Here is a 26605-nt window from a genome sequence, read left to right on the forward strand (position 1 = left end):
AGCCCTGAATGACCCTCGAACGCGACGCCGCCGCCAATACCGCCAAGGTCCTTTCCGAAGCGCTGCCTTACATTCGACGCTACGTCGGCAAGACGCTAGTGATCAAGTACGGCGGCAATGCCATGGAAAGCGACGAGCTGAAAACCGGCTTTGCCCGCGACATCGTGTTGATGAAAGCCGTCGGGATCAACCCGGTGGTGGTACACGGCGGCGGCCCGCAGATCGGCGACCTGCTCAAGCGCCTGTCCATCGAGAGTCATTTCATCGACGGCATGCGTGTCACTGATGCACAGACCATGGATGTGGTGGAGATGGTCCTGGGCGGCCAGGTGAACAAAGACATCGTCAACCTGATCAATCGTCATGGCGGCAGCGCCATTGGCCTGACCGGCAAGGACGCCGAGTTGATCCGCGCGAAGAAACTCACCGTGACCCGCAAGACCCCGGAGATGACCCAGCCGGAAATCATCGACATCGGCCAGGTGGGCGAAGTGATCGGCATCAACACCGATTTGCTCAACCTGCTGGTCAAGGGCGACTTCATCCCGGTGATCGCGCCGATTGGCGTGGGGGCCAATGGCGAGTCCTACAACATCAACGCTGACCTGGTAGCCGGCAAGGTGGCCGAGGCGCTGAAGGCCGAGAAGCTGATGCTGCTGACCAATATCGCCGGCCTGATGGACAAGGAAGGCAAGGTCCTGACCGGCCTGACCACCCAGCAAGTCGACGACCTGATCGCCGACGGCACTATCTACGGCGGCATGCTGCCGAAGATCCGCTGCGCACTGGAAGCCGTGCAAGGTGGTGTCGGCAGCTCGCTGATCATCGACGGCCGGGTACCCAATGCGGTGCTGCTAGAGATCTTCACTGATACGGGCATGGGCACGCTGATCAGCAATCGCAAGCGTCCCTGACCGCTGAAACAAAAAGCCCCCGTTCAACCTGGTTGAACGGGGGCTTTTTTATGTGCACCGACCTGCAGCATCGTGGAGATCCCCTGTAGGAGCGGGCTCGCCCGCGATAGCGGTAGTCCATTCAACACTGATGTTGACTGACAGATCGCCATCGCGAGCAAGCTCGCTCCTACACAAGCTCATCAGCTACAAGGGGTCAGACGCCAAACTGCTCGCGGTACGCACGCACTGCCGGCAGGTGCTGCTTGAGCTGCGGGTCGTCTTCGAGGAACTGCAATACCTGGTTCAGCGACACGATGCTGACCACTGGAATGCCAAAATCACGCTCTACTTCCTGGATCGCCGATAACTCACCGTTGCCGCGCTCCTGGCGGTTCAGTGCGATCAGCACGCCGGCGGCCTTGGCACCGTCCTGGGATGCAATGATCTGCATCACTTCACGAATCGCGGTGCCGGCGGTGATCACATCGTCGATGATCAGCACATCACCGGCCAGCGGTGCGCCGACCAGGCTGCCGCCTTCGCCGTGGGCCTTGGCTTCCTTGCGATTGAAACACCATGGCAGATCCCGGTCGTGATGTTCGGCCAGGGCCACTGCGGTCGCGGCGGCCAACGGAATGCCTTTGTAGGCAGGGCCAAACAGCACATCGAAGGAAATACCGCTTTCAACAATGGCGGCGGCGTAGAAACGCCCCAGTTGCGCCAGGGCAGAACCCGAGTTGAACAGGCCAGCATTGAAGAAATATGGGCTGGTGCGCCCGGACTTGAGGGTGAACTCACCGAAGCGCAAAACCCCGCGATCGATGGCAAAACGAATGAAATCGCGTTGATACGCCTGCATGAAAAAAGCCTCAGATACCACGGATTTAGCTAAATAGGTAGACGGCGTGTATCATACACGCACGCGATTTTTGGGGCCATTTATGCGGATCATCAGTGTGAACGTTAATGGTATTCAGGCTGCAGTCGAGCGTGGTTTGCTCAGTTGGCTGCAAGCCCAGAATGCCGACGTCATCTGCCTGCAGGACACCCGCGCCTCCGCCTTTGAACTGGACGACCCAGCCTTCCAACTGGATGGCTACTTCCTTTATGCCTGTGATGCCGAAGTCCCTGCCCAAGGTGGCGTGGCTCTGTATTCACGGTTGCAACCCAAGGCGGTCATCAGCGGCCTCGGCTTCGAGACAGCCGATCGCTACGGGCGCTACCTGCAAGCCGATTTCGACAAAGTCAGTATTGCTACCTTGCTGCTCCCTTCGGGGATGAACGGCGATGAAGACTTGAACCAGAAGTTCAAGCTAATGGACGATTTCGCCCGTTATCTGGATAAACAGCGACGCAAACGTCGCGAGTACATTTATTGTGGCTCGTTGTACGTGGCGCAACAGAAGCTGGATATCAAGAACTGGCGCGACAGCCAGCAATCCCCGGGTTTCCTGGCGCCGGAACGGGCCTGGATGGACGAGATTGTCGGCAACATGGGTTATGTAGATGCCCTGCGTGAAGTCAGCCGCGAAGGCGACCAGTACAGCTGGTGGCCGGACAACGAACAGGCCGAGATGCTTAACCTGGGCTGGCGTTTCGACTACCAGTTGCTGACCCCCGGCCTGCGCCGGTTTGTGCGCAGCGCACGTCTGCCGCGTCAACCGCGCTTCTCGCAACATGCGCCGTTGATCGTGGACTACGACTGGACCTTGACCATCTGAGGTCAATATCCAGGCACAAAAAAACCGACATCACTGTCGGTTTTTTTGTGGGCGATGATTATTTGATCAATCGCCAGGTGAGCGGGTAACGGTAGGCAATGCCTTTGTTCGCCTTGACCCCGCCGATGATGGTCAACACCAGCGCGGCAATTACCAGCACCACCATCAACAGGAAGCCGATCACCACGAACCCCAGGACAAAGCAGACCAGCCAGGCGATGGCCACGGTCAGCTGGAAGTTCAGCGCTTCCTTGCCCTGGTCATCGATCAGCGGGTCCATGTCCTTCTTCACCTGCCACAGGATCAACGGCCCCAACACACTGCCAAAGGGGAACACCAGGCCGAGGAACGCCGCGAAGTGACAGAGCATCGCCCACTGGCGCACTTCTTTGTTCTGGGCCGACACAGGAAGCTGGTTGTCACTCATGGCGTTGCTCCTTGAGGCTGGTTTCAGTCAGCCAGTGCGGCGTTCTGCAGTTCGAAGATTTCGCTCATGCCTTTCTGGGCCAAGGCCAGCATGGCGTTCAGGTCGGCCGGTTGGAATGGCGCACCTTCGGCGGTGCCCTGCACCTCGATGAAGCCACCGGTGCTGGTCATGACCACGTTCAGGTCGGTCTCGGCAGCCGAATCCTCCAGGTAATCCAGGTCCAGTACCGGCTCGCCCTGGTACATGCCCACCGACACAGCGGCAATCATCTGCTTGAGCGGGTCGCCACCTTTCAGGCCACCGCGTTTCTTGATCACTTTCAGCGCATCGACCAGGGCGACCATGGCGCCAGTGATGGACGCGGTGCGGGTGCCGCCGTCGGCCTGGATCACGTCGCAGTCGACATATAGGGTCACGTCGCCCAGTTTGGACATGTCCAGCGCAGCGCGCAGGGAGCGGCCGATCAGGCGCTGGATTTCCAGGGTACGACCACCCTGCTTGCCACGACTGGCTTCACGCTGGTTACGCTCGCCAGTGGCGCGCGGCAACATGCCGTATTCGGCGGTCAACCAACCCTGGCCCTGGCCCTTGAGAAAACGCGGCACGCCGTTCTCGACGCTGACGGTGCAGATGACCTTGGTATCGCCAAACTCGACCAGTACAGATCCCTCGGCGTGTTTGGTGTAGTTGCGGGTGATGCGGATCGAGCGGAGCTGATCGGCAGCGCGACCACTTGGACGTTTCATAGGGGATACCTGTACTAAGGACGAAAAACTGCCGAGCATTATAGAGCCGCAGGCCGCTTCTCGGCACTGCTAATAAATTCGGTAACGAATGGACAAGCCCTGCCACCCTTTGTCACAGCCAGCATTTGGGGGCGCTCGCCCCGTTGCGCTACAATCCTGCGCCTTCGCAGCCTGTCGGCTTCAATCTACCTACCAGCCCGCCCGTTTGCGGGACTGTATCGCGAGGTACCTCCATGGTGCACAGCATGACCGCCTTCGCCCGCGTCGAAAAAGCCGGCGCCCAGGGCACCCTGAGCTGGGAACTGCGCTCGGTCAACAGCCGCTACCTGGAGCCGCACCTGCGCCTGCCCGAATCCTTTCGCGACCTTGAAGGCGCCGTGCGCGAAGCCCTGCGCGCCGGCATCTCCCGTGGCAAGCTGGAATGCACCCTGCGCTTTACCGAGGAAACCACCGGCAAGCCGCTGCAGGTTGACCGCGAACGCGCCGCGCAACTGGTCGCCGCCGCCGAGACCATCGCCAGCCTGATCAAGCAGCCGGCAGCCCTGAACCCGCTGGAAGTCCTGGCCTGGCCCGGCGTACTGGTGGCCGACGCCACTGACCCGCAGGCGCTGAATGCCGAGGCCCTGGCCCTGTTCAATCAAGGCCTGAAGGAGCTCAAGGCCGGGCGCGAGCGCGAAGGCGCCGAACTGGCGCGCCTGATCAGCGAGCGCCTGACCGCTATCGAAGCCGACGTGGTGACCCTGCGCGAGTTGGTCCCGCAAATGCTGGCCACCCAGCGCCAGAAGGTCCTCGACCGCTTCGCCGACATGAAGGCCGACCTCGACCCGGTGCGCCTGGAGCAGGAAATGGTCCTGCTCGCGCAAAAAAGCGACGTCGCCGAAGAACTCGACCGCCTGAGCACCCACATCCTGGAAGTGCGCCGCGTGCTCAAGTCGGCCGGTGCCGCTGGTCGGCGCCTGGACTTCCTGATGCAGGAACTCAACCGCGAAGCCAATACACTGGGCTCCAAAGCCTTCGATCCGCGCAGCACCCAGGCTGCGGTCAACCTCAAAGTGTTGATCGAGCAAATGCGCGAACAAGTACAGAATATTGAGTAAGGCAACTCCCATGACCCACAGCACCGGCACCCTCTACATTATTTCCGCGCCCTCGGGCGCGGGCAAAAGCAGCCTGGTCAAGGCCCTGACCGACGCCAACCCGGAGATCCGCGTATCGGTCTCCCATACCACCCGCGCCATGCGTCCGGGTGAGGTGAACGGCGTGAACTATCACTTCGTCGAGCGCAGCGAGTTCGTGAAGATGATCGAACACGGTGACTTCCTGGAGCGTGCCGAAGTGTTCGGCAACCTCTATGGCACGTCCCAGAGCCATTTGCAGCAGACCCTCGACGAAGGCCATGACCTGATCCTGGAAATCGACTGGCAGGGCGCCGAACAGGTGCGCCAATTGATGCCCAAGGCGCGCTCGATCTTTATCCTGCCGCCGTCCCTGGAAGCCTTGCACCAGCGCCTGACCAATCGCGGCCAGGACAGTGACGAGATCATCGCTGGGCGCATGCGCGAAGCCGTCAGTGAAATGAGCCACTATGTGGACTACGACTACCTGATCATCAACGACGATTTTGCCCACGCCCTGGACGACCTGAAGGCGATTTTCCGTGCCAATCAGCTCCAGCAAAAACGCCAGCAGCAGCGTTTTGGCAAATTGTTGGCCGAACTGCTCGGTTGAATGGCTCTTCCCAAAACCGCTGCAAGGGCCTTACATTGGCACTTGTAGCGTGTTTGCCGGGGCCTGCGGAAAATCAGCGCTTCCCTAAACGCTGGTGATTTTTTAAACTGTTGAGTCCGCTCGCCCAACCGGGCAGCGCGCATCTTGCATTCGCTCCGAGGAATACCATGGCCCGCGTAACCGTTGAAGACTGCCTAGAACACGTGGATAACCGCTTTGAGCTGGTCATGCTCTCTACCAAGCGTGCCCGTCAATTGGCCACTGGCGGCAAAGAGCCGTTGCTCAATTGGGAAAATGACAAGCCAACCGTGATGGCCCTGCGCGAAATCGCTGCCGGCGTGATGAGCTACGAGTTCATCGCCAACGCCGAGATCGTTGAAGACGAACCGCTGTTTGCAGCGTTCGAGGACGAGTCCAACGAGGCCGTCTAAGCCTATGCCTGGTCGACGTAGCACGGCGCGGGGTCAAAGCCTTCGGCAGGAGTTAATACCTTGCCGAGCATAGACGCCCTCGCCGATCGCTTATCGACCTACCTCGGTACCGACCAGGTCAACCTGGTCCGCCGAGCGTATTTCTACGCCGAACAAGCCCACGACGGCCAACGCCGCCGCAGCGGCGAGGCATATGTCACCCATCCTCTTGCGGTGGCCAATATTCTTGCCGACATGCACATGGACCATCAAAGCCTGATGGCCGCGATGCTGCATGACGTGATCGAAGACACCGGCATTGCCAAGGAAGCGCTCAGCGCGCAATTTGGCGAAACCGTGGCCGACCTGGTCGACGGGGTCAGCAAGCTGACCCAGATGAACTTCGAGACCAAGGCCGAGGCCCAGGCGGAAAACTTCCAGAAAATGGCCATGGCCATGGCCCGGGATATCCGGGTGATCCTGGTCAAACTGGCCGACCGGCTGCACAACATGCGCACGCTGGAAGTGCTGTCCGGCGAGAAACGCCGGCGCATTGCCAAGGAAACCCTGGAAATCTACGCGCCCATCGCCAACCGGCTGGGCATGCATGCCATTCGTATCGAATTCGAAGACCTTGGTTTCAAGGCGATGCACCCGATGCGCTCAGCGCGTATCTACCAGGCGGTCAAGCGCGCCCGGGGCAATCGCAAGGAAATCGTCAACAAGATCGAAGAGTCCCTGAGCCATTGCCTGGCAATCGACGAGATTGAAGGCGAAGTCAGCGGGCGGCAGAAGCATATCTACGGCATCTACAAGAAGATGCGCGGCAAGCGCCGGGCCTTCAACGAGATCATGGACGTGTATGCGTTCCGGATCATCGTCGACAAGGTCGATACCTGCTACCGCGTGCTGGGCGCTGTACATAATTTGTACAAACCCCTGCCAGGCCGCTTCAAGGACTACATCGCGATCCCCAAGGCCAACGGCTATCAGTCGCTGCATACCACGCTGTTCGGTATGCATGGGGTGCCGATCGAGATCCAGATCCGCACCCGGGAAATGGAAGAGATGGCCAACAACGGCATCGCCGCCCATTGGCTGTACAAGTCCAGCGGCGACGAGCAGCCCAAAGGCACCCATGCCCGCGCCCGCCAGTGGGTCAAGGGCGTGCTGGAAATGCAACAACGTGCCGGCAACTCCCTGGAATTTATCGAAAGCGTGAAGATCGACCTGTTCCCGGACGAGGTCTACGTGTTCACGCCCAAAGGCCGGATCATGGAGCTGCCCAAGGGCTCCACGGCGGTCGACTTTGCCTACGCGGTTCACACCGACGTCGGTAACAGCTGCATTGCCTGCCGGATCAACCGTCGCCTGGCCCCACTGTCGGAACCGCTGCAAAGCGGTTCCACCGTGGAAATCGTCAGCGCGCCGGGGGCCCGGCCGAATCCGGCGTGGCTCAACTTCGTGGTCACCGGCAAGGCTCGCACCCATATCCGCCACGCGCTGAAGCTGCAACGTCGCTCCGAGTCCATCAGCCTGGGCGAACGCCTGCTGAACAAGGTGCTCAACGGTTTCGACAGCTCCCTGGAGAAGATTCCCGCCGAGCGCGTGCAGGCGATCCTCCACGAGTACCGCCAGGAAACCATCGAAGACCTGCTCGAAGATATCGGCCTGGGCAACCGCATGGCCTACGTCGTCGCCCGTCGCCTGCTGGGCGAAGGCGAGCAACTGCCGAGCCCCGAAGGCCCGCTGGCCATTCGTGGCACCGAAGGCCTGGTGCTGAGCTACGCCAAATGCTGTACGCCAATCCCGGGCGACCCGATTGTCGGGCACCTGTCCGCCGGCAAAGGCATGGTGGTGCACCTGGACAACTGCCGCAATATCAGCGAAATCCGCCACAACCCGGAAAAATGCATCCAGCTGTCATGGGCCAAGGATGTGACCGGCGAATTCAACGTCGAGCTGCGGGTGGAGCTGGAGCACCAGCGCGGCCTGATCGCCCTGCTGGCCAGCAGTGTCAACGCGGCCGACGGTAATATCGAAAAAATCAGCATGGACGAACGCGATGGTCGCATCAGCGTGGTCCAACTGGTGGTCAGCGTGCACGACCGCGTGCACTTGGCCCGTGTGATCAAGAAACTGCGTGCCCTGACCGGGGTTATCCGCATCACTCGCATGCGCGCATAACACCCCCCTATAGCCCGGACATTACAAGGAGTCATTCATGACCAAGACTGTTATCACCAGCGACAAGGCACCTGCTGCCATCGGTACTTATTCCCAGGCGATCAAGGCGGGCAACACCGTCTACATGTCCGGCCAGATCCCACTGGACCCAAAGACCATGGAACTGGTTGAAGGCTTTGAAGCCCAGACCGTACAAGTCTTCGAGAACCTCAAATCGGTAGCTGAAGCAGCAGGTGGTTCGTTCAAGGACATCGTCAAGCTGAACATCTTCCTCACCGACCTCAGCCACTTCGCCAAGGTCAACGAGATCATGGGCAAGTACTTCGAACAACCCTACCCAGCCCGCGCCGCCATTGGCGTTGCCGCCCTGCCCAAGGGTTCCCAGGTTGAGATGGACGCGATTCTGGTCATCGAGTAATACATTCGGCGCAACCCACGGGGTTGCGCCGACTTCGTTTTAAAAGGATTTCGTAATGCGCAAAGCGCTCGTTGCCTCCACGCTGCTGGCCCTTCTTCTTGGCGGCTGCGCCAGCAGTCCTGCCACCCGGGATGTGAGCGGTACCTGGATCAACCAGGTTGCCATCGATGCGGCGTCCAAGGGCGGCCCTTTGCGTGAAGCCCTGCAAGCCTACGGCCCGAACCTCGAATGGGAGGTCAACACCCGGGCCAACCAGGCGCGCTACTTCAACGGCTTTGAACGCCCTGAAGGCACCCTGGCCGGCGAAAAGTCCGGCACCTGGAACGTTGATTTCTACGGCAGCTCGACCACCGAACTCAAGCGCAAGGGCAAACAGCTGCTGCAAGTGGCCAACGACAACGAGCCCGAACAGCTCTTTGATCGCCCCAAGGACCCTGCCCCTGAAGGCGCACCGCTGGGTGCCAACTTCGAACGGGCGCTGTACGCGGCCTACATGGGCGGCAGTTGGAAAATCACCAGCGGCAGCGGCCTGGGCGAGACCGTACAGTTCCAGGCCAACGGCCAGGTTACCGGCCTGCCGGGTGCCGACCAGTATTCACTGTGCCTGGCAGGCGATTGCGCCTCCATGAGTGGTGGCTACGACAGCATCTGGCTGCAACAAGGCGGCCAGGGCAACCCGTGGATCTTCAGTCGCAACGACAAGCAACTGGAGATTTTCCAGGCGATCAATACATCACAGGCCGACGAAGTGCCTTCGTTCACCCCCGGGCCGCGTCAGTGGCTACTGGAAAAACAGTGATACGAAACAAAGGAGCCTACGGGCTCCTTTTTCTTTAGCCTGCAATGCTTTGCCTCGGACTACGCCATGTTCAAACCACTCCTCATTGGCCTGGCCTTGCTGGGCGGCTGCACCCACGTATCGCAACCCGTCGCCATCAGCGGGATCTGGATCAACCAGGCCGCCATCGATGCCGCCGCCCAGGGCCGGCCGCTGCTCAACAGCCTGCAAGCCAACGGTAGGAACCTGGAGTGGAATGTCGACACCCGCACCGGCCAAGCTCATGCCAGCAGTGCCTTTGAGGTAGATGAAGGCCAACTCCTGCCAAAAGCACCTGGCGCATGGACCGTCGATCACAACGGCCATGGCCGTGACGAACTGCAATTAAAGGATCAGCAACTGCTCCAACTGCCTCGCAAGGATCTGCCCGGCCAGGTGTTCCAGCGTGCCCACCCATCGACCACGGAGGGTGCGCAATGGGGGAGTACATTCCGGCAGGCACTGAACTCAGCTTACATGGGTGGCCCGTGGAAAATCCTTGAGGGCGAGGGCGCCGGCGGCACCGTAGTGTTCAATGCGCATGGCAACCTGTCGGGCCTGGGAAAGAATGACCGATACGAATTGTGCCTGGGCGGGGACTGCGCCACTCAAGGCGCCGGCAATGACACCCTGTACCTGGGCAAAGGCGACGCGGGGGATAGTTGGATTTTCGTGCGCAACGGCAACACGCTGGAAATTTTCCAGGCGATCAATCATTCCAGGCCAGACGAAATTCCTCAGTTGAGCCCTGGGCAGCGCCAGTGGCTGCTGGAAAAACAGTAAGACCACTGTGGGAGCTGGCTTGCCTGCAATAGCATCACCTCTGTTTCACTGACACACCGAGCTGCCTGCATCGCAGGCAAGCCCGGCTCCCACAGGAGAGGTCAGCCCTTGAGGATAGCGGCGTAGCCTTCGCGGTAGCTTGGATAGGTTGGCGTCCAGCCCAGCGCCTTGGCTCGCGCATTGCTGCACTGCTTGCTGCCCGCACGCCGCACGCTGGCGTCTTCGGCCCACTCGGTGACCCCAAGGTACTCGCGCAGCCAATCCACGACTTCGGCCAGCGGCGCAGGCGCGTTGTCGACACCAATGTAGACCTTGTCCAACGTACCGCCCTGCTCCACATGCAGCAGCAAAAAGGCCAGCAGCCCTGCCGCATCATCGACGTGGATGCGGTTGCCATATAAAGGTGGCTCAACCGCCACGCGATAGCCTTGGCGCACCTGGCTCAACAACCACTCGCGACCAGGACCATAGATACCGGTCAAGCGTACAGTCGTGGCCGGGATACCGCTGTCCAATGCCACTTGCTCGGCTTCCAGCATCACCTGCCCGGAGTACCCAACGGCATGGGTGGGCGAGGTTTCATCGACCCATTCACCATTTTGCTGGCCGTAGACGCTGCTACTGGACACAAACAGCAGGTGCTTGGGCTGCTGACCATAGTCATCGAGCCACTCCAGCACATGCTGCAAACCTTCGACATAGGCTTTGCGATAGCCCGCTTCATCGTGGTCGGTCGCAGCCGCGCAGTACACCAGGTAGTCCACGCCACCAATCGGCCAGGTGTCGGGGCAGTCCTTTTTGAACAGGTCGCCGGCAATGCCAATCACCCCTTCCGGCAGGCGCGAGACATTGCGTCGCAGGCCATGCACCTCCCATCCCGCGACCAGCAATTGACTCGCCAGCCGATTACCTACATCACCACAACCGGCAATCACCACAGAAGGCGCAGACATCACAAAACTCCGTTCTCAAAGGTCTAGATTAGCCCTCGCAGGTGACCAGCGGCCAGAAAAAGCACAAATAAAGTTACTGTATTACTTCTGTTAACAAGAATTACTTGCAATAATAACGGCCCATTTGTCCTCGGCCCTTTTGCGGCCTGGCAGGGCAATCCCTTATTTTTTCCTCTCAGGTCCGGCCAGCATGACACGCAATAACCTCCCCGCTTCGCCAACCAAGCCTCACAGCCCGTCCCGCGCCTGGCGCGCGATAACTGCGTTGCTGCTCAGCGTCCTGCTGGCTCCGACCGCCGCGTTCGCCGATGCCACGGCACCGGCCACCCCGCCTGCCGCCGCTGCACCAGCCCCGGCTGCAGCCCCAGCACCTGAGCAAAACGCCGCCGCTCCCGGCGCACCGGCTGCCGCACCTGCGGCCACCGACCCGGTCGCAGCCGAAGGTGTTACCCCACAAGATGAAACCGGCGTGGTCCTGGAAGAAGACAACACCCTGGGCATGGCCCACGACCTGTCGCCGTGGGGCATGTACCAGAACGCCGACATCATCGTGAAGATCGTGATGGTCGGCCTGGCTATCGCCTCGATCATCACCTGGACCATCTGGATCGCCAAAGGCTTCGAACTGCTGGGCGCCAAACGCCGCCTGCGCACTGAAATCGTCAACCTGAAAAAAGCCACCACCCTTAAAGAAGCCAGCGAAAGCGCGGCCATCAAGGGCACCCTGGCGCATCTCTTGGTGCACGACGCGCTGGAAGAAATGCGCCTGTCGGCCAACACCCGCGAAAAGGAAGGCATCAAGGAACGCGTGAGCTTCCGCCTGGAGCGCCTGGTAGCGGCCTGCGGTCGCAACATGAGCAACGGCACCGGCGTGCTGGCAACCATCGGTTCTACCGCACCGTTCGTCGGTCTGTTCGGTACCGTGTGGGGCATCATGAACAGCTTCATCGGCATCGCCAAGACCCAGACCACCAACCTCGCCGTCGTTGCCCCAGGCATCGCCGAAGCCCTGCTGGCAACCGCCCTGGGCCTGGTCGCCGCGATTCCGGCGGTGGTGATCTACAACGTGTTCGCCCGCTCGATCGCCGGCTACAAGGCCCAGGTGTCGGATGCTTCGGCAGAAGTCCTGTTGCTGGTCAGCCGTGACCTCGATCACCTGCCTACCGAGCGCAGCTCGCAACCGCACATGGTGAAAGTGGGGTAATCGGCCATGGGCCTGCATTTGAATCAAGGCGACGACGAGCTCGTCGAGAACCACGAAATCAACGTCACGCCGTTTATCGACGTGATGCTGGTGCTGCTGATCATCTTCATGGTGGCAGCACCCTTGGCCACGGTGGACATCAAGGTCGACCTCCCCGCCTCCAGCGCGAAACCTGCGCCGCGGCCGGAGAAACCGGTGTTCCTCAGCGTCAAGGCTGACCAGCGCCTGTTCCTGGGCGAAGAAGAAGTCAAATCCGAAACCCTGGGTGCGGTGCTCGACGCGCGGACCCAGGGCAAGAAAGACACGACGATCTTCTTCCAAGCCGACAAAGGCGTGGACTACGGCGACCTGATGAGCGTGATGGATGCCCTGCGGGCGGCCGGCTACCTCAAGGTCGGTCTGGTCGGACTTGAGACGGCAGCCAAAAAATGATCACGACGCGCCACAAACTGACGCGTTATGGCACCAGCCTCGCCGTCGTGCTGGGCGTCCACGCCGTCGCGATCATCCTCGCGTACCAATGGTCGGCACCCCATATGGTGCAGTTGCCACCGGCGGCCATGGTCATCGACCTGGCGCCGATGCCGGCACCACCGCCTCCGGCCCCGCCGAAGGTGGTGACGCCGCCGCAACCGCCGGCGCCGGTGGAAGAGTTGCCCTTGCCGAAACTGGCCGAGGCACCCAAGCCGACGATTTCCGTGCCCAAGCCGGTCAAGCCAAAGCCCAAGCCGCAGCCGCCCAAGCCTGAGAAAAAGGTCGAGCAGCCCAAGGAAAAACCTTCCGAGGACCCGCCGAGCGAAAGCCCTCAGAACAACGCGCCTTCGGAAAAGTCGGCCCAACCGCAACCCGGCCCTTCGCCGGCGCAAGTCGCGGCCAAGGCCACCTGGGAAAGCACGCTGCTCGGTCACCTGGCGAAATACAAGAAGTACCCGCCAGGCGCCCAGGCCCGTGGCAAGGAAGGCTTGAACCGCTTGCGGTTCGTGGTGGATGCCGAAGGCAAGGTGCTGTCTTATGAATTGGTGGGCCGTTCCGGCAACGCCGACCTGGACCGCGCCACTCTGGAGATGATCCGTCGTGCCCAGCCGCTGCCCAAGCCACCGGCCGACATGTTGAAAAACGGCAGCATCGAAATCGTTGCGCCGTTTGTCTACAACATCGAGAAGCGTCGCCGCTAACCCCTGTGGGAGCGGGCTTGTGTGGGAGCGGGCTTGCCCGCGATGACGGTGTAACAGTCAACATCCACAATGACTGACACACCGCCATCGCGAACAAGCCCACCCCCACACAAAGCCGCCAACGCCATTAAGCAAAATCCCCCGCACAAACCGCTCAATCCCCAATCTAGTTCTGATAACGTGCGCCTATCGATTGCAGCCGGTATGCTTGGCCCGCAACCTCATGGACGCCCGCTATGACTCTTACAGAATTACGCTACATCGTGACCCTCGCCCAAGAGCAACACTTCGGCCATGCCGCCGAACGTTGCCATGTCAGCCAGCCGACGCTGTCGGTGGGTGTGAAGAAGCTTGAAGACGAACTCGGTGTGCTGATTTTCGAGCGCAGCAAGAGCGCCGTGCGCCTCACTCCGGTAGGCGAAGGCATTGTGGCCCAGGCCCAGAAGGTACTGGAGCAGGCCCAAAGCATTCGTGAGCTGGCCCAGGCCGGCAAGAACCAGCTGACCGCCCCGCTGAAAGTCGGCGCGATCTACACCGTCGGCCCGTACCTGTTCCCACACCTGATCCCGCAACTGCATCGCGTTGCGCCGCAGATGCCGCTGTATATCGAGGAAAACTTCACCCACGTACTGCGCGACAAACTGCGCAACGGTGAGTTGGACGCGATCATCATCGCCCTGCCGTTCAACGAAGCCGACGTGCTGACGTTGCCACTCTATGACGAGCCGTTCTACGTGCTGATGCCCGCCTCCCACCCGTGGACGCAAAAAGACACGATCGACGCCGGCCTGCTCAACGACAAGAGCCTGCTGCTGCTCGGTGAAGGCCATTGCTTCCGCGACCAGGTGCTGGAAGCCTGCCCGACCCTGACCAAGGGCAACGACGGCGCCAAGCACACCACGGTGGAATCCAGCTCCCTGGAGACCATCCGCCATATGGTGGCGTCTGGCCTGGGCATCTCGATCCTGCCGCTGTCGGCCGTGGACAGCCATCACTATGCAGCCGGCGTGATCGAAGTGCGTCCGCTCACCCCGCCCGTGCCGTTCCGCACCGTGGCGATTGCCTGGCGGGCCAGTTTCCCGCGCCCGAAAGCGATTGATATCCTCGCCGACTCGATCCGCCTGTGCTCGGTGGCCAAGCCGCCCGCTGCGAGCTAAGCCTTGTATGACTGAGTTGTCGCAGGTGTCGGTGACGGCACTCAAGGGTGTCGGTGAAGCCATGGCCGAGAAGCTGGCCAAGGTCGGCCTGGAAAACCTCCAGGACGTGCTCTTTCACCTGCCCCTGCGCTATCAGGACCGCACCCGCGTAGTGCCCATCGGCCATCTGCGCCCCGGGCAGGACGCGGTGGTCGAAGGCACCGTCAGCGGTGCCGATGTAGTGATGGGCAAGCGCCGCAGCCTGGTGGTGCGCCTGCAGGACGGCACCGGTGGCCTGAGCCTGCGCTTCTACCATTTCAGCAACGCGCAAAAGGAAGGCCTCAAGCGCGGCACTCGCGTGCGTTGCTACGGTGAAGCGCGCCCGGGCGCCTCGGGCCTGGAAATCTACCATCCGGAATACCGCGCCATTACCGGCGACGAACCGCCGCCGGTAGACACCACCCTCACTCCCATCTACCCGCTCACCGAGGGCCTGACGCAACAGCGCCTGCGCCAGCTGTGCATGCAGACCCTGACCCTGCTCGGCCCGCAAAGCCTGCCCGATTGGCTCCCGCAGGAGCTGGCCCGTGACTACCAGTTGGCGCCCCTGGCGGATGCGATTCGCTATCTGCACCATCCACCGGCCGATGCCGATGTCGATGAGCTGGCCCTGGGTCATCACTGGGCCCAGCATCGCCTGGCCTTTGAAGAGTTGCTGACCCACCAACTGTCCCAGCAGCGCCTGCGCGAAAGCATGCGCTCCCTGCGTGCGCCAGCGATGCCCAAAGCCACGCGCCTGCCCGCGCAATACCTGGCCAACCTCGGCTTTGCGCCGACCGGCGCGCAGCAGCGGGTAGGCAACGAAATTGCCTACGACCTGAGTCAGAAAGAACCAATGCTGCGCCTGATCCAGGGCGATGTCGGTGCTGGCAAGACCGTGGTCGCGGCCCTGGCCGCGCTGCAGGCCCTGGAGGCCGGCTACCAGGTGGCGTTGATGGCACCGACCGAGATCCTCGCCGAGCAGCACTTCATCACCTTCAAGCGCTGGCTCGAACCCCTGGGCCTGGAAGTGGCGTGGTTGGCGGGCAAGCTCAAGGGCAAGAACCGCACGGCCGCCCTGGAACAGATCGCCGCCGGCGCACCGATGGTGGTGGGTACCCACGCGCTGTTCCAGGACGAAGTGAAATTCAAGAACCTGGCCCTGGTGATCATCGACGAACAGCACCGCTTTGGCGTGCAGCAACGCCTGGCCCTGCGCGAAAAGGGCGTGGGCGGGCGGATGAATCCGCACCAGTTGATCATGACGGCCACCCCGATCCCACGCACATTGGCCATGAGTGCCTACGCCGACCTCGACACCTCGATCCTCGACGAGCTGCCGCCCGGCCGCACCCCGGTCAACACCGTATTGGTCACCGACACCCGCCGCGTCGAAGTCATCGAGCGCGTGCGCGGCGCCTGCGCCGAGGGGCGCCAGGCGTATTGGGTATGCACGCTGATCGAAGAGTCCGAAGAACTGACCTGCCAGGCGGCCGAAACCACCTACGAAGACCTCACCAGCGCCCTGGGCGAGCTCAAGGTCGGGCTGATCCACGGGCGCATGAAGCCTGCGGAAAAAGCTGCAGTGATGGCCGAGTTCAAGGCCGGCAACCTGCAATTGCTGGTCGCCACCACAGTCATCGAAGTCGGCGTGGATGTGCCCAACGCCAGCCTGATGATCATCGAAAACCCCGAGCGCCTGGGCCTGGCGCAACTGCACCAGCTACGCGGTCGTGTCGGCCGGGGCAGTGCCGCCAGCCACTGTGTGCTGCTCTACCATCCGCCGCTGTCGCAGATTGGCCGCCAGCGCCTGGGGATCATGCGCGAGACCAACGACGGCTTCGTGATCGCCGAAAAAGACCTGGAACTGCGCGGCCCCGGCGAAATGCTCGGCACCCGCCAGACCGGCCTGCTGCAATTTAAAGTGGCCGACCTGATGCGCGACGCCGACCTGCTGCCCGCCGTGCGCGACGCCGCCCAGGCCCTGCTGGAACGCTGGCCGCACCACGTCAGCCCGCTGCTGGATCGCTGGCTGCGCCACGGCCAGCAATACGGCCAGGTCTGACAGACCGCCGATAGCCGACACCATCACAAACCGCAGTTAGACACCCCCCCGCCGAACCAAGCTGGTTATACTCCAAGCAAATGTAGGAAATTGGATCCGGCCATGTCAGAAGTTGCCCACGCCACAGCCCCGCCGACCGCACCCTCGGTCATTCGGGACCTGCTCGCGAAACTCGCCATCAGCTACACGGAAGTCACCGAACACCCCGGCCTTAACCCGGCCCGAAAGGTTCAAGCGGTACTGCTCGATGACGCGGTGGGCGCCCTGATGGTGCTGTTCCCCCAGAGCCAGTTGCTGGATCTCAATCGCCTTACCGAACTGACCGGGCGCAACCTCACCGCCGTCGCACCGGAGCGCCTGGAGCGCATGCTCGGCAAACACAGCCTGAGCCTGCTGCCCGGCCTGCCGCCGTTGACCAGCTCGCCATGCCTGTATGAAGAATGCCTGCTGCGCGAGCCGACCCTGCTGGTGCACTCGGGCGAAGCCACGGTGCTGCTGGAAATCGCCAGCGATGACTTCAAGCGCATGCTGAGCAAAGCCAGCGCCGCCAACTTCGGCGAGCCCTTGAGCAGCATCCGGCCCAACTTCGATCGCCCTAACGATGACCGCGACGAAATCTCCCAGGCCATGCAGGCGTTTACCGCCCGCCGCATCCAGCAAAGGCTGGAAGCCACCATCGAGATTCCGCCGCTGGCCGACACCGCGCAGAAGATCATCAAGCTGCGGGTTGACCCGAACGCGACCATCGACGACATCACCGGCGTGGTCGAGACCGACCCGGCCCTGGCCGCCCAAGTGGTGAGCTGGGCGGCATCGCCGTACTACGCCTCGCCGGGCAAGATCCGCTCGGTAGAGGATGCGATTGTGCGCGTGCTGGGCTTCGACCTGGTGATCAACCTGGCCCTGGGCCTGGCGCTGGGCAAGACCCTGAGCCTGCCCAAGGACCATCCGCAACAGGCCACGCCCTACTGGCACCAGTCGATCTACACCGCTGCGGTGATTGAAGGCCTGACCCGCGCCATGCCCCGCGCCCAGCGTCCGGAAGCCGGCCTGACCTACCTGGCGGGCCTGCTGCACAACTTTGGTTACCTGTTACTGGCCCACGTCTTCCCACCGCACTTCTCGCTGATCTGCCGGCACCTGGAGGTCAACCCGCACCTGTGCCACAGCTATATCGAGCAGCACTTGCTGGGCATCAGCCGCGAACAGATCGGCGCCTGGCTGATGCGTTACTGGGATATGCCGCAAGAGCTGTCCACGGCCCTGCGCTTCCAGCACGACCCGAGCTATGACGGCCAATACGCCGAATACCCGAACCTGGTATGCCTGGCGGTGCGTTTGCTGCGCGGGCGGGGGATTGGCTCCGGGCCTGAGGCCGAGATTCCGGACGAGCTGCTGGAGCGCCTGGGTCTGAGCCGCGACAAGGCTGAGGACGTGGTGAGCAAGGTGTTGGATGCCGAGGTGTTGTTGCGCGAACTGGCGTCGCAGTTCAGCCAGGGGTAAAGCTGGTGCCTGCGATGAATGCAACTCGGTCTTTCAGGCCTTCTTTTTCTTCGGCTTCAAATACTTGGTCAAGCCCTGGAACCACATCACCAGGGCCGGGTTGCCCTTGATCTGGATCGACTTGTCCTGAATCCCCGTCATAAACGCCAGTTGCTTGTTCTTCGCCTGCATCGTGGCGAAGCCATAGGCGGCGTCTTTGAAGGCGATGGCGAACGCAGGCTCCGGGTGTACACCCGAGCGACTGGTGATGCGCTGGTCTTTGACGATGAAGTGGCGGGCGACCTTGCCGTCGAGGGTCTGCAGCTGGAATGCCAGGTCTTTGTCACCCAACTGCTGCTGGAACGCGGGGTTGTTGCGGCTGGCTTTGGCCATCATCAGGCCCAGCACCCACAGGAGAAAACGAAATTTCATGCACACGGCCTCAGTGTAATTATTGGGTGGCCGCAGCAGTTTAACGATTTGCGCGCGGAACGCCACCGACCTCCCGCGTTAGCCGGAGATCGGCTGGCGTTTACCGCTTATAGCAACAACTTGGCTCAAACGTCAGGGCAAGGCATCGGTGCCCACTCGGTCACTCCAAGCGCCACCCACACGACCGTCGTGGCCCAAGAACGCGACCCAACAAAAATGGGCACCCGACCCAGTCGGCGTGCCCATTTTTCATACCTCCACGCCTCCCTTCGAGGCGGTGCCGCGCTTACGGGTTGACGCTGTCTTTAAGCGACTTGCCCGGTTTGAACGCTACGGTGTTGCTCGCCTTGATTTTCACCGGCTCGCCGGTTTGCGGGTTTTTGCCGGTGCGGGCGCCACGGTGGCGCTGCAGGAAGGTGCCGAAACCAACCAGGGTGACGCTGTCCTTGCGGTGCAAGGCGCCAGTGATTTCTTCAAGAACGGCGTTGAGGACGCGGTTGGCCTGTTCTTTGGTCAGGTCTGCTTTTTCTGCAATGGCGGCTGCGAGTTCTGGTTTACGCATAGGTGAAGCCTCTTTGACGGTTTTTTGTTGTTATGTCCGTGCTGCTCTCTGCTGGAGCAGCGCCAAGGCGCCGCAGGCTCTACTCTGCGGCAGACGGGAGTGAGGATGGCATGCCATTGGTGCCTGCGCCAGTCTCGCGGCGACCTTTCTAGGGGGAAAAAGGTGCTTATCCCGACAGAACGACCAGCATTTACGCCAGCAGAGGCGGAAGTTCCTTATTCAGGGCCAGTTTTTCCATGACTGCCGTACCGGTAAGCGCATAGCCCAGCAGGCGACCGCTGGCATCGCGGCACAAGGCCTTGATGTCGCCGCCCTGCCCTTCGACACTCCACACGCCTTCAGTGCCCCGTGGCGGTGGTGAGACCACCAGTGGGCACGCCGGGGTTTTCACCGTGACCGGCATCGGCCCGTAGTTGACCGCCGTGGCGTTGCCCGCCAGGGTCTGGGCCAGGGCGCGGGCGCAGCTCATCAGGGGCATGACGTACAACAGGTTCAGGCCATCGACCTCGGCGCAGTCGCCCAGGGCGTAGATATTGGCGTGGGAGGTCTTGAGGTGGCGGTCGACCATGATCCCACGGCTGATTTGCAGGCCGGCCGCAGCCGCCAGGTCCACCCGGGGGCGCAGGCCGATGGCGGAAACCACAAGGTCACAGTCAATCACCATGCCATCGGACAGGTGGGCTTCCAGGCCGTCAGCCGTGCGTTGCAGGCGGTTAAGCACCGGACCCAGGTGGAAGCGTGCGCCCAGGCCCTCCAACCCGGCCTGCACCGCTGCAGCCGCCGCCGGGTGCAGCAGGGTCGGCATGACTTGCTCGCACGGTGCCACCAGGTCGATGGTGTAGCCGCCCAGGATCAGGTCGTTGGCAAATTCACAGCCGATCAGGCCCGCACCCAATAGCAACACCCGGCGCTTGCCGGCAGCGGCGTGGCGAAAGCGCGCGTAGTCTTCCAGGTCGTTGATCGGGAAAATCAATTCAGCGGCATCGCCCTCGACGGGCACCTGCACAGTCTGGGCGCCCCAGGCCAGGATCAGGTCGCGGTAGGCCACCGCCTCCTCGCCGATCCACAGGCGCTTATGCCCAGGGTCGATCCCACTGATTCGGGTATGGGTGCGCACCTCGGCCTTGAGTTGCTCGGCCATGGCGCCAGGGGTCGCCATGCTCAGGCCATCGGCATCCTTGTTTTTGCCAAAACCGGTGGAGAGCATGGGCTTGGAGTAGGAACGCCCATCATCCGCGGTGATCAGCAACAGCGGGGTTTCGCTGTCGAGCTTGCGAAACTCCCGAGCCAGGTTGTAACCGGCCAAGCCCGTACCGATGATCACGACAGGTGCGCTCATTCCATTCTCCTTGTAGTGCGTTTCTTAAATTCAGCGAATCAACCGATTTCGATCATTTCAAAATCCATTTTGCCGACGCCGCAGTCCGGGCACAGCCAGTCTTCCGGGACGTCCTGCCACAGGGTACCTGGGGCGATCCCGTCATCCGGCCAACCGTCCTTCTCGTCATAGATCAGGCCACAGACTACACATTGCCACTTCTTCATTACTTGCTTCCTCAGGGTCCAGGCTTACTGGCCGACGGTCGATAGATCCAGCATTGCCGTGCGGCTCAGGGCGTTTTGTACTGATCGGGGCGCCCAGATGCAAGCATGTTCGACCCAATGTCCCGGCACACGCCGGCAACAATCCAGGCTGCCATGGTAAGCTCGGCGCCTCATTAACTGCCAATAATGACTCCCCGTGCCGCATTCGATTGCCGTTCCCGATGCCTGCCAATGGCTGAATCAGAGCCTTCTGCGCCCTCTGCCCGCCCCCCCTGCCCTTGACTGGCTGTTCGATGAAGGCTCGCTGACCCGCCGCCTGACGCACCTGTCCAACGATGGTTTCAGTGTTACGCCGCTGTACGAAGGCTGGCAGCCCCTGCGAGACGACGAATGCGCCGCCCTCGACCTGCCAGCGGCCAGTATTGGCTGGGTACGCGAGGTGTATTTGCGCGGTCACGGCCAGGCCTGGGTGTTCGCCCGCAGCGTGGCGGCGCGCAGTGCCTTGCAGGGCGATGGCTTGCATATGGATGAGTTGGGCAGTCGTTCCCTGGGCGAGTTGCTGTTTTGTGACCAGGCCTTCACCCGCCAGGCCATCGAGGTCTGCCACTACCCACGCGCCTGGCTGCCGCAGGCCGATCAGGCCAATGGCTTGTGGGCGCGGCGCTCGCGCTTTGATCGCGGCGCGTTGAGCGTGTTGGTGGCGGAAGTGTTCCTGCCGAGCCTGTGGCAAGCCGTGCAGCAATCTGCGGAGGATTGCTGATGTACCAGCGCCTGCTCCAATCCCTGAACCGCTTGAACCCACGGGCCTGGGACTTTGTGCAACTGACGCGGATGGACAAGCCCATCGGCATCTATCTGCTGCTGTGGCCCACCCTGTGGGCACTGTGGATTGCCGGCAAGGGCTCGCCATCGTTGAGCAATATCGTGATTTTTGTGTTGGGCGTGACCCTGACCCGTGCCGCCGGTTGCGTGATCAATGACTGGGCGGACCGCAAGGTCGACGGCCACGTGAAGCGCACCGCGCAACGCCCGTTGGCCAGCGGCAAGATCAGCTCCAAAGAGGCCCTGGTGTTCTTTGCGGTGCTGATGGCCATCAGCTTCCTGCTGGTGCTCCTGACCAATGCCGCCACCATCTGGCTGTCCCTGGGCGGCCTGGCTCTGGCCGTCAGCTACCCCTTCATGAAGCGCTACACCTATTACCCGCAAGTGGTGCTCGGCGCGGCGTTTTCCTGGGGCATGCCCATGGCGTTTACCGCCGAGACCGGCAGCCTGCCGGCCATTGCGTGGCTGCTGTATATCGCCAACCTGCTGTGGACCGTGGCCTACGACACCTACTACGCCATGACCGACCGCGATGACGATCTGAAAATCGGCGTCAAATCCACCGCGATCCTGTTTGGCGATGCCGACCGGATCATCATCCTTACCTTGCAGGGGCTGGCGCTGCTTTGCCTGCTACTGGCGGGCTCACGCTTCGAACTGGGCGGCTGGTTCCACCTGGGGCTGGTGGCGGCGGCGGGGTGTTTTGCCTGGGAGTTCTGGTACACCCGGGATCGGGACCGGTTGAAGTGCTTCAAGGCGTTTTTGCACAACCATTGGGCAGGGTTGGCGATTTTTCTCGGGATTGTGGCCGACTACGCCTTCCGATAATGCCCTGTAGCTTGTAGGAGCCGGCTTGCCGGCGATGAGGCCAGCAGCCCTGCGGTGATTTCAGGGCCGCCATCGCCGGCCTTCTTGTCGGCGATGAAGGTATACAGCGGCTTGCCGTCATAGGCCCATTGGCTGGTGTTGTCGTCACGGGTGATGACGGTCCACTTGCCCATCGGTTTATCGGTGGACTCGGCCTTCAACGGCGGCCAGTTGGTGGCGCACTTGTCGTTGCAGTTGGACTTGCCGTCGGCATCCTTGGCAAAGGTATAGAGCGCCATGCCCTTGTGGTCCACCAACATCCCGTCTTTAGTCATGGCTGGGTCCGCCGCGACAGCCAGTGTCGGCAGCGTCAACGCCGCCGTGACCAGCAGGGCTTTCCAGGAAAAAATACCTTGAGTCATCAGAACCTTCCTTTTGCGGTTGTCAGGATTCGGACTCAAAGCGTAGTTCAGGACTAGGCCGATTGCGCAGGCCAGTAAAATACTGTCACACGACTGCAATAATTCCGTTATCTAATGCGGCGCAAGACAGTTAAATGACAAGAGGACTTAGCATGGTTGGCAGGAGCATTCTGATCGTTGACGACGAAGCGCCCATTCGCGAAATGATCGCCGTTGCGTTGGAAATGGCCGGCTATGACTGCCTGGAGGCAGAGAACTCCCAGCAGGCCCACGCCATTATCGTCGACCGCAAGCCGGACCTGATCCTGCTGGACTGGATGCTGCCCGGCACCTCTGGCATCGAGCTGGCCCGGCGCCTCAAGCGCGATGAGCTGACCGGGGATATCCCGATCATCATGCTCACCGCCAAGGGCGAAGAGGACAACAAGATCCAGGGCCTGGAAGTGGGCGCCGATGACTACATCACCAAGCCGTTTTCCCCACGGGAACTCGTTGCACGTCTGAAGGCCGTGCTGCGCCGCGCCGGCCCGACCGATGGCGAGGCGCCGATTGAAGTCGGCGGCCTGCTGCTGGACCCGATCAGCCACCGCGTGACCATCGACGGCAAGCCTGCCGAAATGGGCCCCACCGAATACCGCCTGTTGCAGTTCTTCATGACCCACCAGGAACGCGCCTACACCCGTGGGCAATTGCTGGACCAGGTGTGGGGCGGCAATGTGTATGTCGAGGAGCGCACCGTGGACGTGCATATCCGCCGTCTGCGCAAAGCCTTGGGCGATGCCTACGAGAATCTGGTACAAACCGTGCGCGGTACCGGCTATCGGTTTTCCACCAAAGGCTGAGCCAGCCCTTCCCAGACTTAACAGCCGACAAGGACGCATGTTCAAGTGAACCAAAACTGGCATGGCACCCTGATCCGCCACATGCTCCTGCTGGTCACCGGCTGCCTGTTGGTCGGCCTGATCAGCGGCTACTACGGCTGGAGCCTGGCCATCGGCCTGGGCCTCTACCTGGGCTGGACCCTCAAGCAATTGCTGCGCCTGCACGAGTGGCTGCGCCAGCACAAACCCGACGAAGCACCACCCGACGGCTACGGCCTGTGGGGCGAGGTGTTCGACAGCATCTATCACCTGCAACGCCGCGACCAGCGGGTGCGGGGCCGCCTGCAAGCGGTGATCGACCGGGTCCAGGAGTCGACGGCCGCGCTCAAGGACGCGGTGATCATGCTCGACAGCGACGGCAACCTGGAATGGTGGAACCGCGCCGCCGAGACCCTGCTGGGCCTCAAGACGCCCCAGGACAGCGGCCAGCCGGTGACCAACCTGGTACGCCATCCGCGCTTCAAGGAATACTTCGAGCAGGATAACTACGAAGAAGCCCTGGAAATCCCGTCGCCCACCAACGATCGGGTGCGCATCCAGCTGTACCTCACGCGCTATGGCAACAATGAACACTTGATGCTGGTGCGCGACGTCACCCGCATCCATCAGTTGGAACAGATGCGCAAGGATTTCGTCGCCAACGTCTCCCACGAATTGCGTACGCCGCTGACGGTGATCTGTGGCTACCTGGAGACGCTGCTGGACAACGTCGAAGGCGTCAACCCGCGCTGGAACCGTGCCTTGCAGCAGATGCAGCAACAGGGCTCACGCATGCAGACCCTGCTCAACGACCTGCTGCTGCTGGCCAAGCTGGAAGCCACCGACTACCCCTCGGACAACCACCCCGTGGCCGTACAGAGCCTGCTGCAGACCATCAAAAACGATGCCCAGGCCCTGTCCGGCGAGCGCGGCCAGATCATTACCCTGGAAGCCGACCCGTCGGTGCTGCTCAAGGGCAGCGAGGGCGAATTGCGCAGTGCTTTTTCCAACCTGGTGTTCAACGCTGTGAAGTACACCCAGGACAAAGGCACGATCCGCATCCACTGGTGGGCCGATCAGCAGGGGGCGCACCTGAGCGTGCAGGATTCGGGGATTGGTATCGACAGCAAACACCTGCCACGCCTGACCGAGCGTTTCTACCGCGTCGACTCCAGCCGCAACTCCAACACCGGCGGTACGGGGCTGGGCTTGGCGATCGTCAAGCACGTGCTGTTGCGCCATCGGGCCCGCCTGGAAATCAGCAGCGTCCTGGGCCACGGCAGCACCTTTACCTGCCACTTTGCGCCGACGCAAGTCAGTCGTTCGCAAGCAATCGCGACGAAGGATTAATCTGAAAATAACCCCCACCCTCCTGTGGGAGCTGGCTTGCCTGCGATAGCATCACCTCGGTGCATCTGTAAGACCTAGGCGCCTGCATCGCAGGCAAGCCAGCTCCCACATAAGCCCAATGCAGCAGGCATTCACGGATCCACCCGGCAGCCGCCACTAGGCAAGCGCCCCTTCAGCCGCTACATTGCCTGACTTGTGCCCGCCCTTGAGGCACAGCCATCACCCCTTTTTGAATACACGGAACCCGCAAAACCCCATCATGGACCCTTCCCCTGGTATCACCCTCGCGACACTCTTCGCCGATTTCGGCATGATTCTTTTTGCACTGATCCTGGTACTGCTCAACGGTTTCTTCGTTGCGGCGGAATTTGCCATGGTCAAACTGCGCTCCACCCGGGTCGAGGCCATCGCCCACACCAACGGCTGGCGCGGGCAGATCCTGCGCACCGTACACAGCCAGCTCGACGCGTATCTGTCGGCCTGTCAGTTGGGTATCACCCTCGCCTCCCTGGGCTTGGGCTGGGTCGGTGAGCCGGCTTTTGCGCACATCCTGGAGCCGTTGCTGGGGGCCATGGGCGTCGAGTCGCCTGAAGTCATCAAGGGCGTGTCGTTCTTCGCCGCCTTCTTCGTGATTTCCTACCTGCACATCGTGGTCGGTGAGCTGGCGCCCAAGTCCTGGGCCATTCGCAAGCCCGAGCTGCTGTCGCTGTGGACGGCGGTGCCGTTGTACCTGTTCTACTGGGCGATGTACCCGGCAATCTACCTGCTCAACGCCAGCGCCAACGCGATCCTGCGCATCGCCGGCCAGGGCGAGCCCGGCCCCCATCACGAGCACCATTACAGCCGCGAAGAACTCAAGCTGATCCTGCACTCCAGCCGTGGCCAGGACCCAAGCGACCAAGGCATGCGCGTGCTGGCCTCGGCCGTGGAAATGGGCGAGCTGGAAGTAGTGGACTGGGCCAACTCGCGGGAAGACCTGGTGACCCTGGACTTCAACGCGCCGCTCAAAGAAATCCTCGCGCTGTTCCGCCGCCACAAATTCAGTCGCTACCCGGTGTACGACCCGGTGCGTGGTGAATTTGTCGGCCTGCTGCACATCAAGGATCTGCTGCTGGAACTGGCGGCCCTGGATCATATTCCCGAGTCGTTCAACCTGGCCGAGCTGACCCGCCCGCTGGAGCGCGTGTCGCGGCACATGCCGCTGTCGCAATTGCTCGAACAGTTCCGCAAGGGCGGCGCGCACTTTGCCCTGGTAGAGGAAGCCGACGGCAACATCATCGGCTACCTGACCATGGAAGACGTGCTGGAAGTGCTGGTGGGCGATATCCAGGACGAACACCGCAAGGCCGAGCGCGGCATCCTCGCCTACCAGCCGGGCAAACTGCTGGTGCGTGGTGACACGCCGCTGTTCAAGATCGAGCGCCTGCTGGGCATCGACCTGGACCACATCGAGGCCGAAACCCTCGCTGGCTTGATCTACGACACCCTCAACCGGGTGCCGGAAGAGGAAGAAGTGCTGGAAGTGGAAGGCCTGCGGATCATCATCAAGAAGATGAAAGGCCCGAAAATCGTGCTGGCCAAGGTCCTGATGCTCGACTAGGGCACACCCCCTGTAGGA

At 61.8% G+C, this 26605-nt stretch carries 29 protein-coding genes; 20 read left to right on the forward strand and 9 right to left on the reverse strand.

Annotation, left to right across the window (positions count from 1 at the left end):
• Positions 1-8 precede the first annotated feature (8 nt).
• A complete protein-coding gene (gene argB, locus HBO05_RS19475; RefSeq protein WP_076963434.1) occupies positions 9-914 on the forward strand; it encodes an acetylglutamate kinase in 906 nt (301 codons plus the stop codon).
• 196 nt (positions 915-1110) lie between these two features.
• Here the strand turns inward: argB and pyrE are convergent, their stop codons facing one another.
• On the reverse strand, positions 1111-1755 hold the full coding sequence (pyrE, locus tag HBO05_RS19480; RefSeq protein ID WP_169955412.1) for an orotate phosphoribosyltransferase: 645 nt from the start codon (positions 1753-1755) through the stop codon (positions 1111-1113).
• Between the two features lie 82 nt (positions 1756-1837).
• Here pyrE and HBO05_RS19485 point away from each other — a divergent pair, with 82 nt between their 5' ends.
• A complete protein-coding gene (locus tag HBO05_RS19485; RefSeq protein WP_029289816.1) occupies positions 1838-2617 on the forward strand; it encodes an exodeoxyribonuclease III in 780 nt (259 codons plus the stop codon).
• 58 nt (positions 2618-2675) lie between these two features.
• Here HBO05_RS19485 and HBO05_RS19490 read toward each other — a convergent pair whose 3' ends face one another.
• Together HBO05_RS19490 and rph are read right to left on the reverse strand one after the other, a co-directional pair.
• Complete coding sequence (locus HBO05_RS19490) at positions 2676-3044, reverse strand: DUF4870 domain-containing protein (protein WP_169955413.1); 369 nt, start codon at positions 3042-3044, stop codon at positions 2676-2678.
• Positions 3045-3067: 23 nt separating this feature from the next.
• On the reverse strand, positions 3068-3790 hold the full coding sequence (gene rph, locus HBO05_RS19495) for a ribonuclease PH (protein WP_057961002.1): 723 nt from the start codon (positions 3788-3790) through the stop codon (positions 3068-3070).
• 233 nt (positions 3791-4023) lie between these two features.
• Here rph and HBO05_RS19500 point away from each other — a divergent pair, with 233 nt between their 5' ends.
• From HBO05_RS19500 to HBO05_RS19530, 7 genes are all read left to right on the forward strand, one after another.
• The gene (locus HBO05_RS19500) at positions 4024-4887 is read left to right on the forward strand and encodes a YicC/YloC family endoribonuclease (RefSeq protein ID WP_169955414.1); all 864 of its coding nucleotides are present in this window, start codon (positions 4024-4026) and stop codon (positions 4885-4887) included.
• Positions 4888-4897: 10 nt separating this feature from the next.
• Positions 4898-5518: a guanylate kinase gene (gene gmk, locus HBO05_RS19505; protein WP_169955415.1), complete on the forward strand. Its 621-nt coding sequence runs from the start codon at positions 4898-4900 to the stop codon at positions 5516-5518.
• A gap of 167 nt (positions 5519-5685) precedes the next feature.
• A complete protein-coding gene (rpoZ, locus tag HBO05_RS19510; protein WP_169955416.1) occupies positions 5686-5949 on the forward strand; it encodes a DNA-directed RNA polymerase subunit omega in 264 nt (87 codons plus the stop codon).
• A 60-nt stretch (positions 5950-6009) separates the two neighbouring features.
• Positions 6010-8115 carry a bifunctional GTP diphosphokinase/guanosine-3',5'-bis pyrophosphate 3'-pyrophosphohydrolase gene (gene spoT, locus HBO05_RS19515; RefSeq protein WP_032856810.1) on the forward strand — a complete coding sequence of 702 codons (2106 nt, stop codon included), beginning with the start codon at positions 6010-6012 and terminating at the stop codon, positions 8113-8115.
• Positions 8116-8152: 37 nt separating this feature from the next.
• Positions 8153-8533, forward strand: a complete 381-nt coding sequence (locus HBO05_RS19520) for a RidA family protein (RefSeq protein ID WP_025130815.1) — start codon at positions 8153-8155, stop codon at positions 8531-8533.
• Between the two features lie 55 nt (positions 8534-8588).
• Positions 8589-9332, forward strand: a complete 744-nt coding sequence (locus HBO05_RS19525) for a hypothetical protein (RefSeq protein ID WP_169955417.1) — start codon at positions 8589-8591, stop codon at positions 9330-9332.
• A 66-nt stretch (positions 9333-9398) separates the two neighbouring features.
• Positions 9399-10133, forward strand: coding sequence for a hypothetical protein (locus HBO05_RS19530; protein ID WP_172313761.1), 735 nt, complete (start codon positions 9399-9401; stop codon positions 10131-10133).
• Between the two features lie 101 nt (positions 10134-10234).
• Here HBO05_RS19530 and HBO05_RS19535 read toward each other — a convergent pair whose 3' ends face one another.
• Positions 10235-11086, reverse strand: coding sequence for an NAD-dependent epimerase/dehydratase family protein (locus HBO05_RS19535; RefSeq protein ID WP_172313763.1), 852 nt, complete (start codon positions 11084-11086; stop codon positions 10235-10237).
• A gap of 190 nt (positions 11087-11276) precedes the next feature.
• On the opposite strand from HBO05_RS19535, the gene exbB reads away from it, so the two are divergent.
• The 6 genes from exbB to HBO05_RS19565 all read left to right on the forward strand — a co-directional run bounded on the left by exbB (position 11277) and on the right by HBO05_RS19565 (position 18208).
• On the forward strand, positions 11277-12290 hold the full coding sequence (gene exbB, locus HBO05_RS19540) for a tonB-system energizer ExbB (RefSeq protein WP_172313765.1): 1014 nt from the start codon (positions 11277-11279) through the stop codon (positions 12288-12290).
• Positions 12291-12296: 6 nt separating this feature from the next.
• The gene (gene exbD, locus HBO05_RS19545; protein WP_029289838.1) at positions 12297-12722 is read left to right on the forward strand and encodes a TonB system transport protein ExbD; all 426 of its coding nucleotides are present in this window, start codon (positions 12297-12299) and stop codon (positions 12720-12722) included.
• Complete coding sequence (locus HBO05_RS19550) at positions 12719-13465, forward strand: energy transducer TonB (protein ID WP_169955421.1); 747 nt, start codon at positions 12719-12721, stop codon at positions 13463-13465. The genes exbD and HBO05_RS19550 overlap by 4 nt, the downstream gene beginning before the upstream one ends.
• A 236-nt stretch (positions 13466-13701) precedes the next feature.
• Positions 13702-14622 (forward strand): hydrogen peroxide-inducible genes activator, encoded by a 921-nt coding sequence (locus tag HBO05_RS19555; RefSeq protein ID WP_169955422.1) that lies wholly within the window; start codon positions 13702-13704, stop codon positions 14620-14622.
• 7 nt (positions 14623-14629) lie between these two features.
• Positions 14630-16705 carry an ATP-dependent DNA helicase RecG gene (recG, locus tag HBO05_RS19560; RefSeq protein ID WP_057961010.1) on the forward strand — a complete coding sequence of 692 codons (2076 nt, stop codon included), beginning with the start codon at positions 14630-14632 and terminating at the stop codon, positions 16703-16705.
• 102 nt (positions 16706-16807) lie between these two features.
• On the forward strand, positions 16808-18208 hold the full coding sequence (locus HBO05_RS19565) for an aminoacyl-tRNA deacylase and HDOD domain-containing protein (RefSeq protein WP_170058893.1): 1401 nt from the start codon (positions 16808-16810) through the stop codon (positions 18206-18208).
• Between the two features lie 33 nt (positions 18209-18241).
• On the opposite strand, the gene HBO05_RS19570 is transcribed toward HBO05_RS19565, so the two are convergent.
• The 4 genes from HBO05_RS19570 to HBO05_RS19585 all read right to left on the reverse strand — a co-directional run bounded on the left by HBO05_RS19570 (position 18242) and on the right by HBO05_RS19585 (position 20726).
• Positions 18242-18619: a hypothetical protein gene (locus HBO05_RS19570; protein WP_029289848.1), complete on the reverse strand. Its 378-nt coding sequence runs from the start codon at positions 18617-18619 to the stop codon at positions 18242-18244.
• 286 nt (positions 18620-18905) lie between these two features.
• Complete coding sequence (locus tag HBO05_RS19575) at positions 18906-19181, reverse strand: HU family DNA-binding protein (protein WP_003213368.1); 276 nt, start codon at positions 19179-19181, stop codon at positions 18906-18908.
• Positions 19182-19371: 190 nt separating this feature from the next.
• Positions 19372-20520, reverse strand: coding sequence for an FAD-dependent oxidoreductase (locus tag HBO05_RS19580; protein WP_172313767.1), 1149 nt, complete (start codon positions 20518-20520; stop codon positions 19372-19374).
• A 38-nt stretch (positions 20521-20558) separates the two neighbouring features.
• Entirely contained in the window at positions 20559-20726 is a 168-nt protein-coding gene (locus HBO05_RS19585) for a rubredoxin (RefSeq protein WP_003213373.1), read from the reverse strand.
• Positions 20727-20922: 196 nt separating this feature from the next.
• Here HBO05_RS19585 and HBO05_RS19590 point away from each other — a divergent pair, with 196 nt between their 5' ends.
• Both HBO05_RS19590 and ubiA read left to right on the forward strand, forming a co-directional pair.
• The gene (locus tag HBO05_RS19590; protein ID WP_169955425.1) at positions 20923-21486 is read left to right on the forward strand and encodes a chorismate lyase; all 564 of its coding nucleotides are present in this window, start codon (positions 20923-20925) and stop codon (positions 21484-21486) included.
• Positions 21486-22376: a 4-hydroxybenzoate octaprenyltransferase gene (gene ubiA / locus HBO05_RS19595; protein WP_169955426.1), complete on the forward strand. Its 891-nt coding sequence runs from the start codon at positions 21486-21488 to the stop codon at positions 22374-22376. Before HBO05_RS19590 ends, ubiA begins: the two co-directional genes overlap by 1 nt.
• On the opposite strand, the gene HBO05_RS19600 is transcribed toward ubiA, so the two are convergent.
• Positions 22361-22777 carry a hypothetical protein gene (locus HBO05_RS19600; RefSeq protein WP_262381432.1) on the reverse strand — a complete coding sequence of 139 codons (417 nt, stop codon included), beginning with the start codon at positions 22775-22777 and terminating at the stop codon, positions 22361-22363. The genes ubiA and HBO05_RS19600 overlap by 16 nt on opposite strands.
• Before the next feature lie 152 nt (positions 22778-22929).
• Here HBO05_RS19600 and phoB point away from each other — a divergent pair, with 152 nt between their 5' ends.
• From phoB to HBO05_RS19615, 3 genes are all read left to right on the forward strand, one after another.
• Entirely contained in the window at positions 22930-23619 is a 690-nt protein-coding gene (phoB, locus tag HBO05_RS19605) for a phosphate regulon transcriptional regulator PhoB (RefSeq protein WP_003176964.1), read from the forward strand.
• Between the two features lie 81 nt (positions 23620-23700).
• A complete protein-coding gene (gene phoR, locus HBO05_RS19610) occupies positions 23701-24987 on the forward strand; it encodes a phosphate regulon sensor histidine kinase PhoR (protein ID WP_178123956.1) in 1287 nt (428 codons plus the stop codon).
• 259 nt (positions 24988-25246) lie between these two features.
• Positions 25247-26587 carry a hemolysin family protein gene (locus HBO05_RS19615; RefSeq protein ID WP_029289929.1) on the forward strand — a complete coding sequence of 447 codons (1341 nt, stop codon included), beginning with the start codon at positions 25247-25249 and terminating at the stop codon, positions 26585-26587.
• Positions 26588-26605: the final 18 nt, after the last annotated feature.

This window comes from Pseudomonas sp. WS 5079 (assembly GCF_012985465.1).
In the GTDB taxonomy this organism is placed as follows: domain Bacteria; phylum Pseudomonadota; class Gammaproteobacteria; order Pseudomonadales; family Pseudomonadaceae; genus Aquipseudomonas.

Excerpts from the sequence above, each read along its gene's own strand:
- HBO05_RS19565 (WP_170058893.1), top strand. The coding sequence starts at position 16,808 with ATGTCAGAAGTTGCCCACGCCACAGCCCCGCCGACCGCACCCTCGGTC.
- ubiA (WP_169955426.1), top strand. The coding sequence starts at position 21,486 with ATGTACCAGCGCCTGCTCCAATCCCTGAACCGCTTGAACCCACGGGCC.
- HBO05_RS19555 (WP_169955422.1), top strand. The coding sequence starts at position 13,702 with ATGACTCTTACAGAATTACGCTACATCGTGACCCTCGCCCAAGAGCAA.
- HBO05_RS19525 (WP_169955417.1), top strand. The coding sequence starts at position 8,589 with ATGCGCAAAGCGCTCGTTGCCTCCACGCTGCTGGCCCTTCTTCTTGGC.
- argB (WP_076963434.1), top strand. The coding sequence starts at position 9 with ATGACCCTCGAACGCGACGCCGCCGCCAATACCGCCAAGGTCCTTTCC.
- rpoZ (WP_169955416.1), top strand. The coding sequence starts at position 5,686 with ATGGCCCGCGTAACCGTTGAAGACTGCCTAGAACACGTGGATAACCGC.
- HBO05_RS19550 (WP_169955421.1), top strand. The coding sequence starts at position 12,719 with ATGATCACGACGCGCCACAAACTGACGCGTTATGGCACCAGCCTCGCC.
- HBO05_RS19575 (WP_003213368.1), bottom strand. The coding sequence starts at position 19,181 with ATGCGTAAACCAGAACTCGCAGCCGCCATTGCAGAAAAAGCAGACCTG.
- HBO05_RS19585 (WP_003213373.1), bottom strand. The coding sequence starts at position 20,726 with ATGAAGAAGTGGCAATGTGTAGTCTGTGGCCTGATCTATGACGAGAAG.
- phoR (WP_178123956.1), top strand. The coding sequence starts at position 23,701 with ATGCTCCTGCTGGTCACCGGCTGCCTGTTGGTCGGCCTGATCAGCGGC.
- exbD (WP_029289838.1), top strand. The coding sequence starts at position 12,297 with ATGGGCCTGCATTTGAATCAAGGCGACGACGAGCTCGTCGAGAACCAC.
- HBO05_RS19615 (WP_029289929.1), top strand. The coding sequence starts at position 25,247 with ATGGACCCTTCCCCTGGTATCACCCTCGCGACACTCTTCGCCGATTTC.
- HBO05_RS19535 (WP_172313763.1), bottom strand. The coding sequence starts at position 11,086 with ATGTCTGCGCCTTCTGTGGTGATTGCCGGTTGTGGTGATGTAGGTAAT.
- phoB (WP_003176964.1), top strand. The coding sequence starts at position 22,930 with ATGGTTGGCAGGAGCATTCTGATCGTTGACGACGAAGCGCCCATTCGC.
- HBO05_RS19600 (WP_262381432.1), bottom strand. The coding sequence starts at position 22,777 with ATGACTCAAGGTATTTTTTCCTGGAAAGCCCTGCTGGTCACGGCGGCG.
- HBO05_RS19570 (WP_029289848.1), bottom strand. The coding sequence starts at position 18,619 with ATGAAATTTCGTTTTCTCCTGTGGGTGCTGGGCCTGATGATGGCCAAA.
- HBO05_RS19500 (WP_169955414.1), top strand. The coding sequence starts at position 4,024 with ATGGTGCACAGCATGACCGCCTTCGCCCGCGTCGAAAAAGCCGGCGCC.
- pyrE (WP_169955412.1), bottom strand. The coding sequence starts at position 1,755 with ATGCAGGCGTATCAACGCGATTTCATTCGTTTTGCCATCGATCGCGGG.
- HBO05_RS19580 (WP_172313767.1), bottom strand. The coding sequence starts at position 20,520 with ATGAGCGCACCTGTCGTGATCATCGGTACGGGCTTGGCCGGTTACAAC.
- gmk (WP_169955415.1), top strand. The coding sequence starts at position 4,898 with ATGACCCACAGCACCGGCACCCTCTACATTATTTCCGCGCCCTCGGGC.
- rph (WP_057961002.1), bottom strand. The coding sequence starts at position 3,790 with ATGAAACGTCCAAGTGGTCGCGCTGCCGATCAGCTCCGCTCGATCCGC.
- exbB (WP_172313765.1), top strand. The coding sequence starts at position 11,277 with ATGACACGCAATAACCTCCCCGCTTCGCCAACCAAGCCTCACAGCCCG.
- HBO05_RS19490 (WP_169955413.1), bottom strand. The coding sequence starts at position 3,044 with ATGAGTGACAACCAGCTTCCTGTGTCGGCCCAGAACAAAGAAGTGCGC.
- recG (WP_057961010.1), top strand. The coding sequence starts at position 14,630 with ATGACTGAGTTGTCGCAGGTGTCGGTGACGGCACTCAAGGGTGTCGGT.
- HBO05_RS19520 (WP_025130815.1), top strand. The coding sequence starts at position 8,153 with ATGACCAAGACTGTTATCACCAGCGACAAGGCACCTGCTGCCATCGGT.
- HBO05_RS19530 (WP_172313761.1), top strand. The coding sequence starts at position 9,399 with ATGTTCAAACCACTCCTCATTGGCCTGGCCTTGCTGGGCGGCTGCACC.
- HBO05_RS19485 (WP_029289816.1), top strand. The coding sequence starts at position 1,838 with ATGCGGATCATCAGTGTGAACGTTAATGGTATTCAGGCTGCAGTCGAG.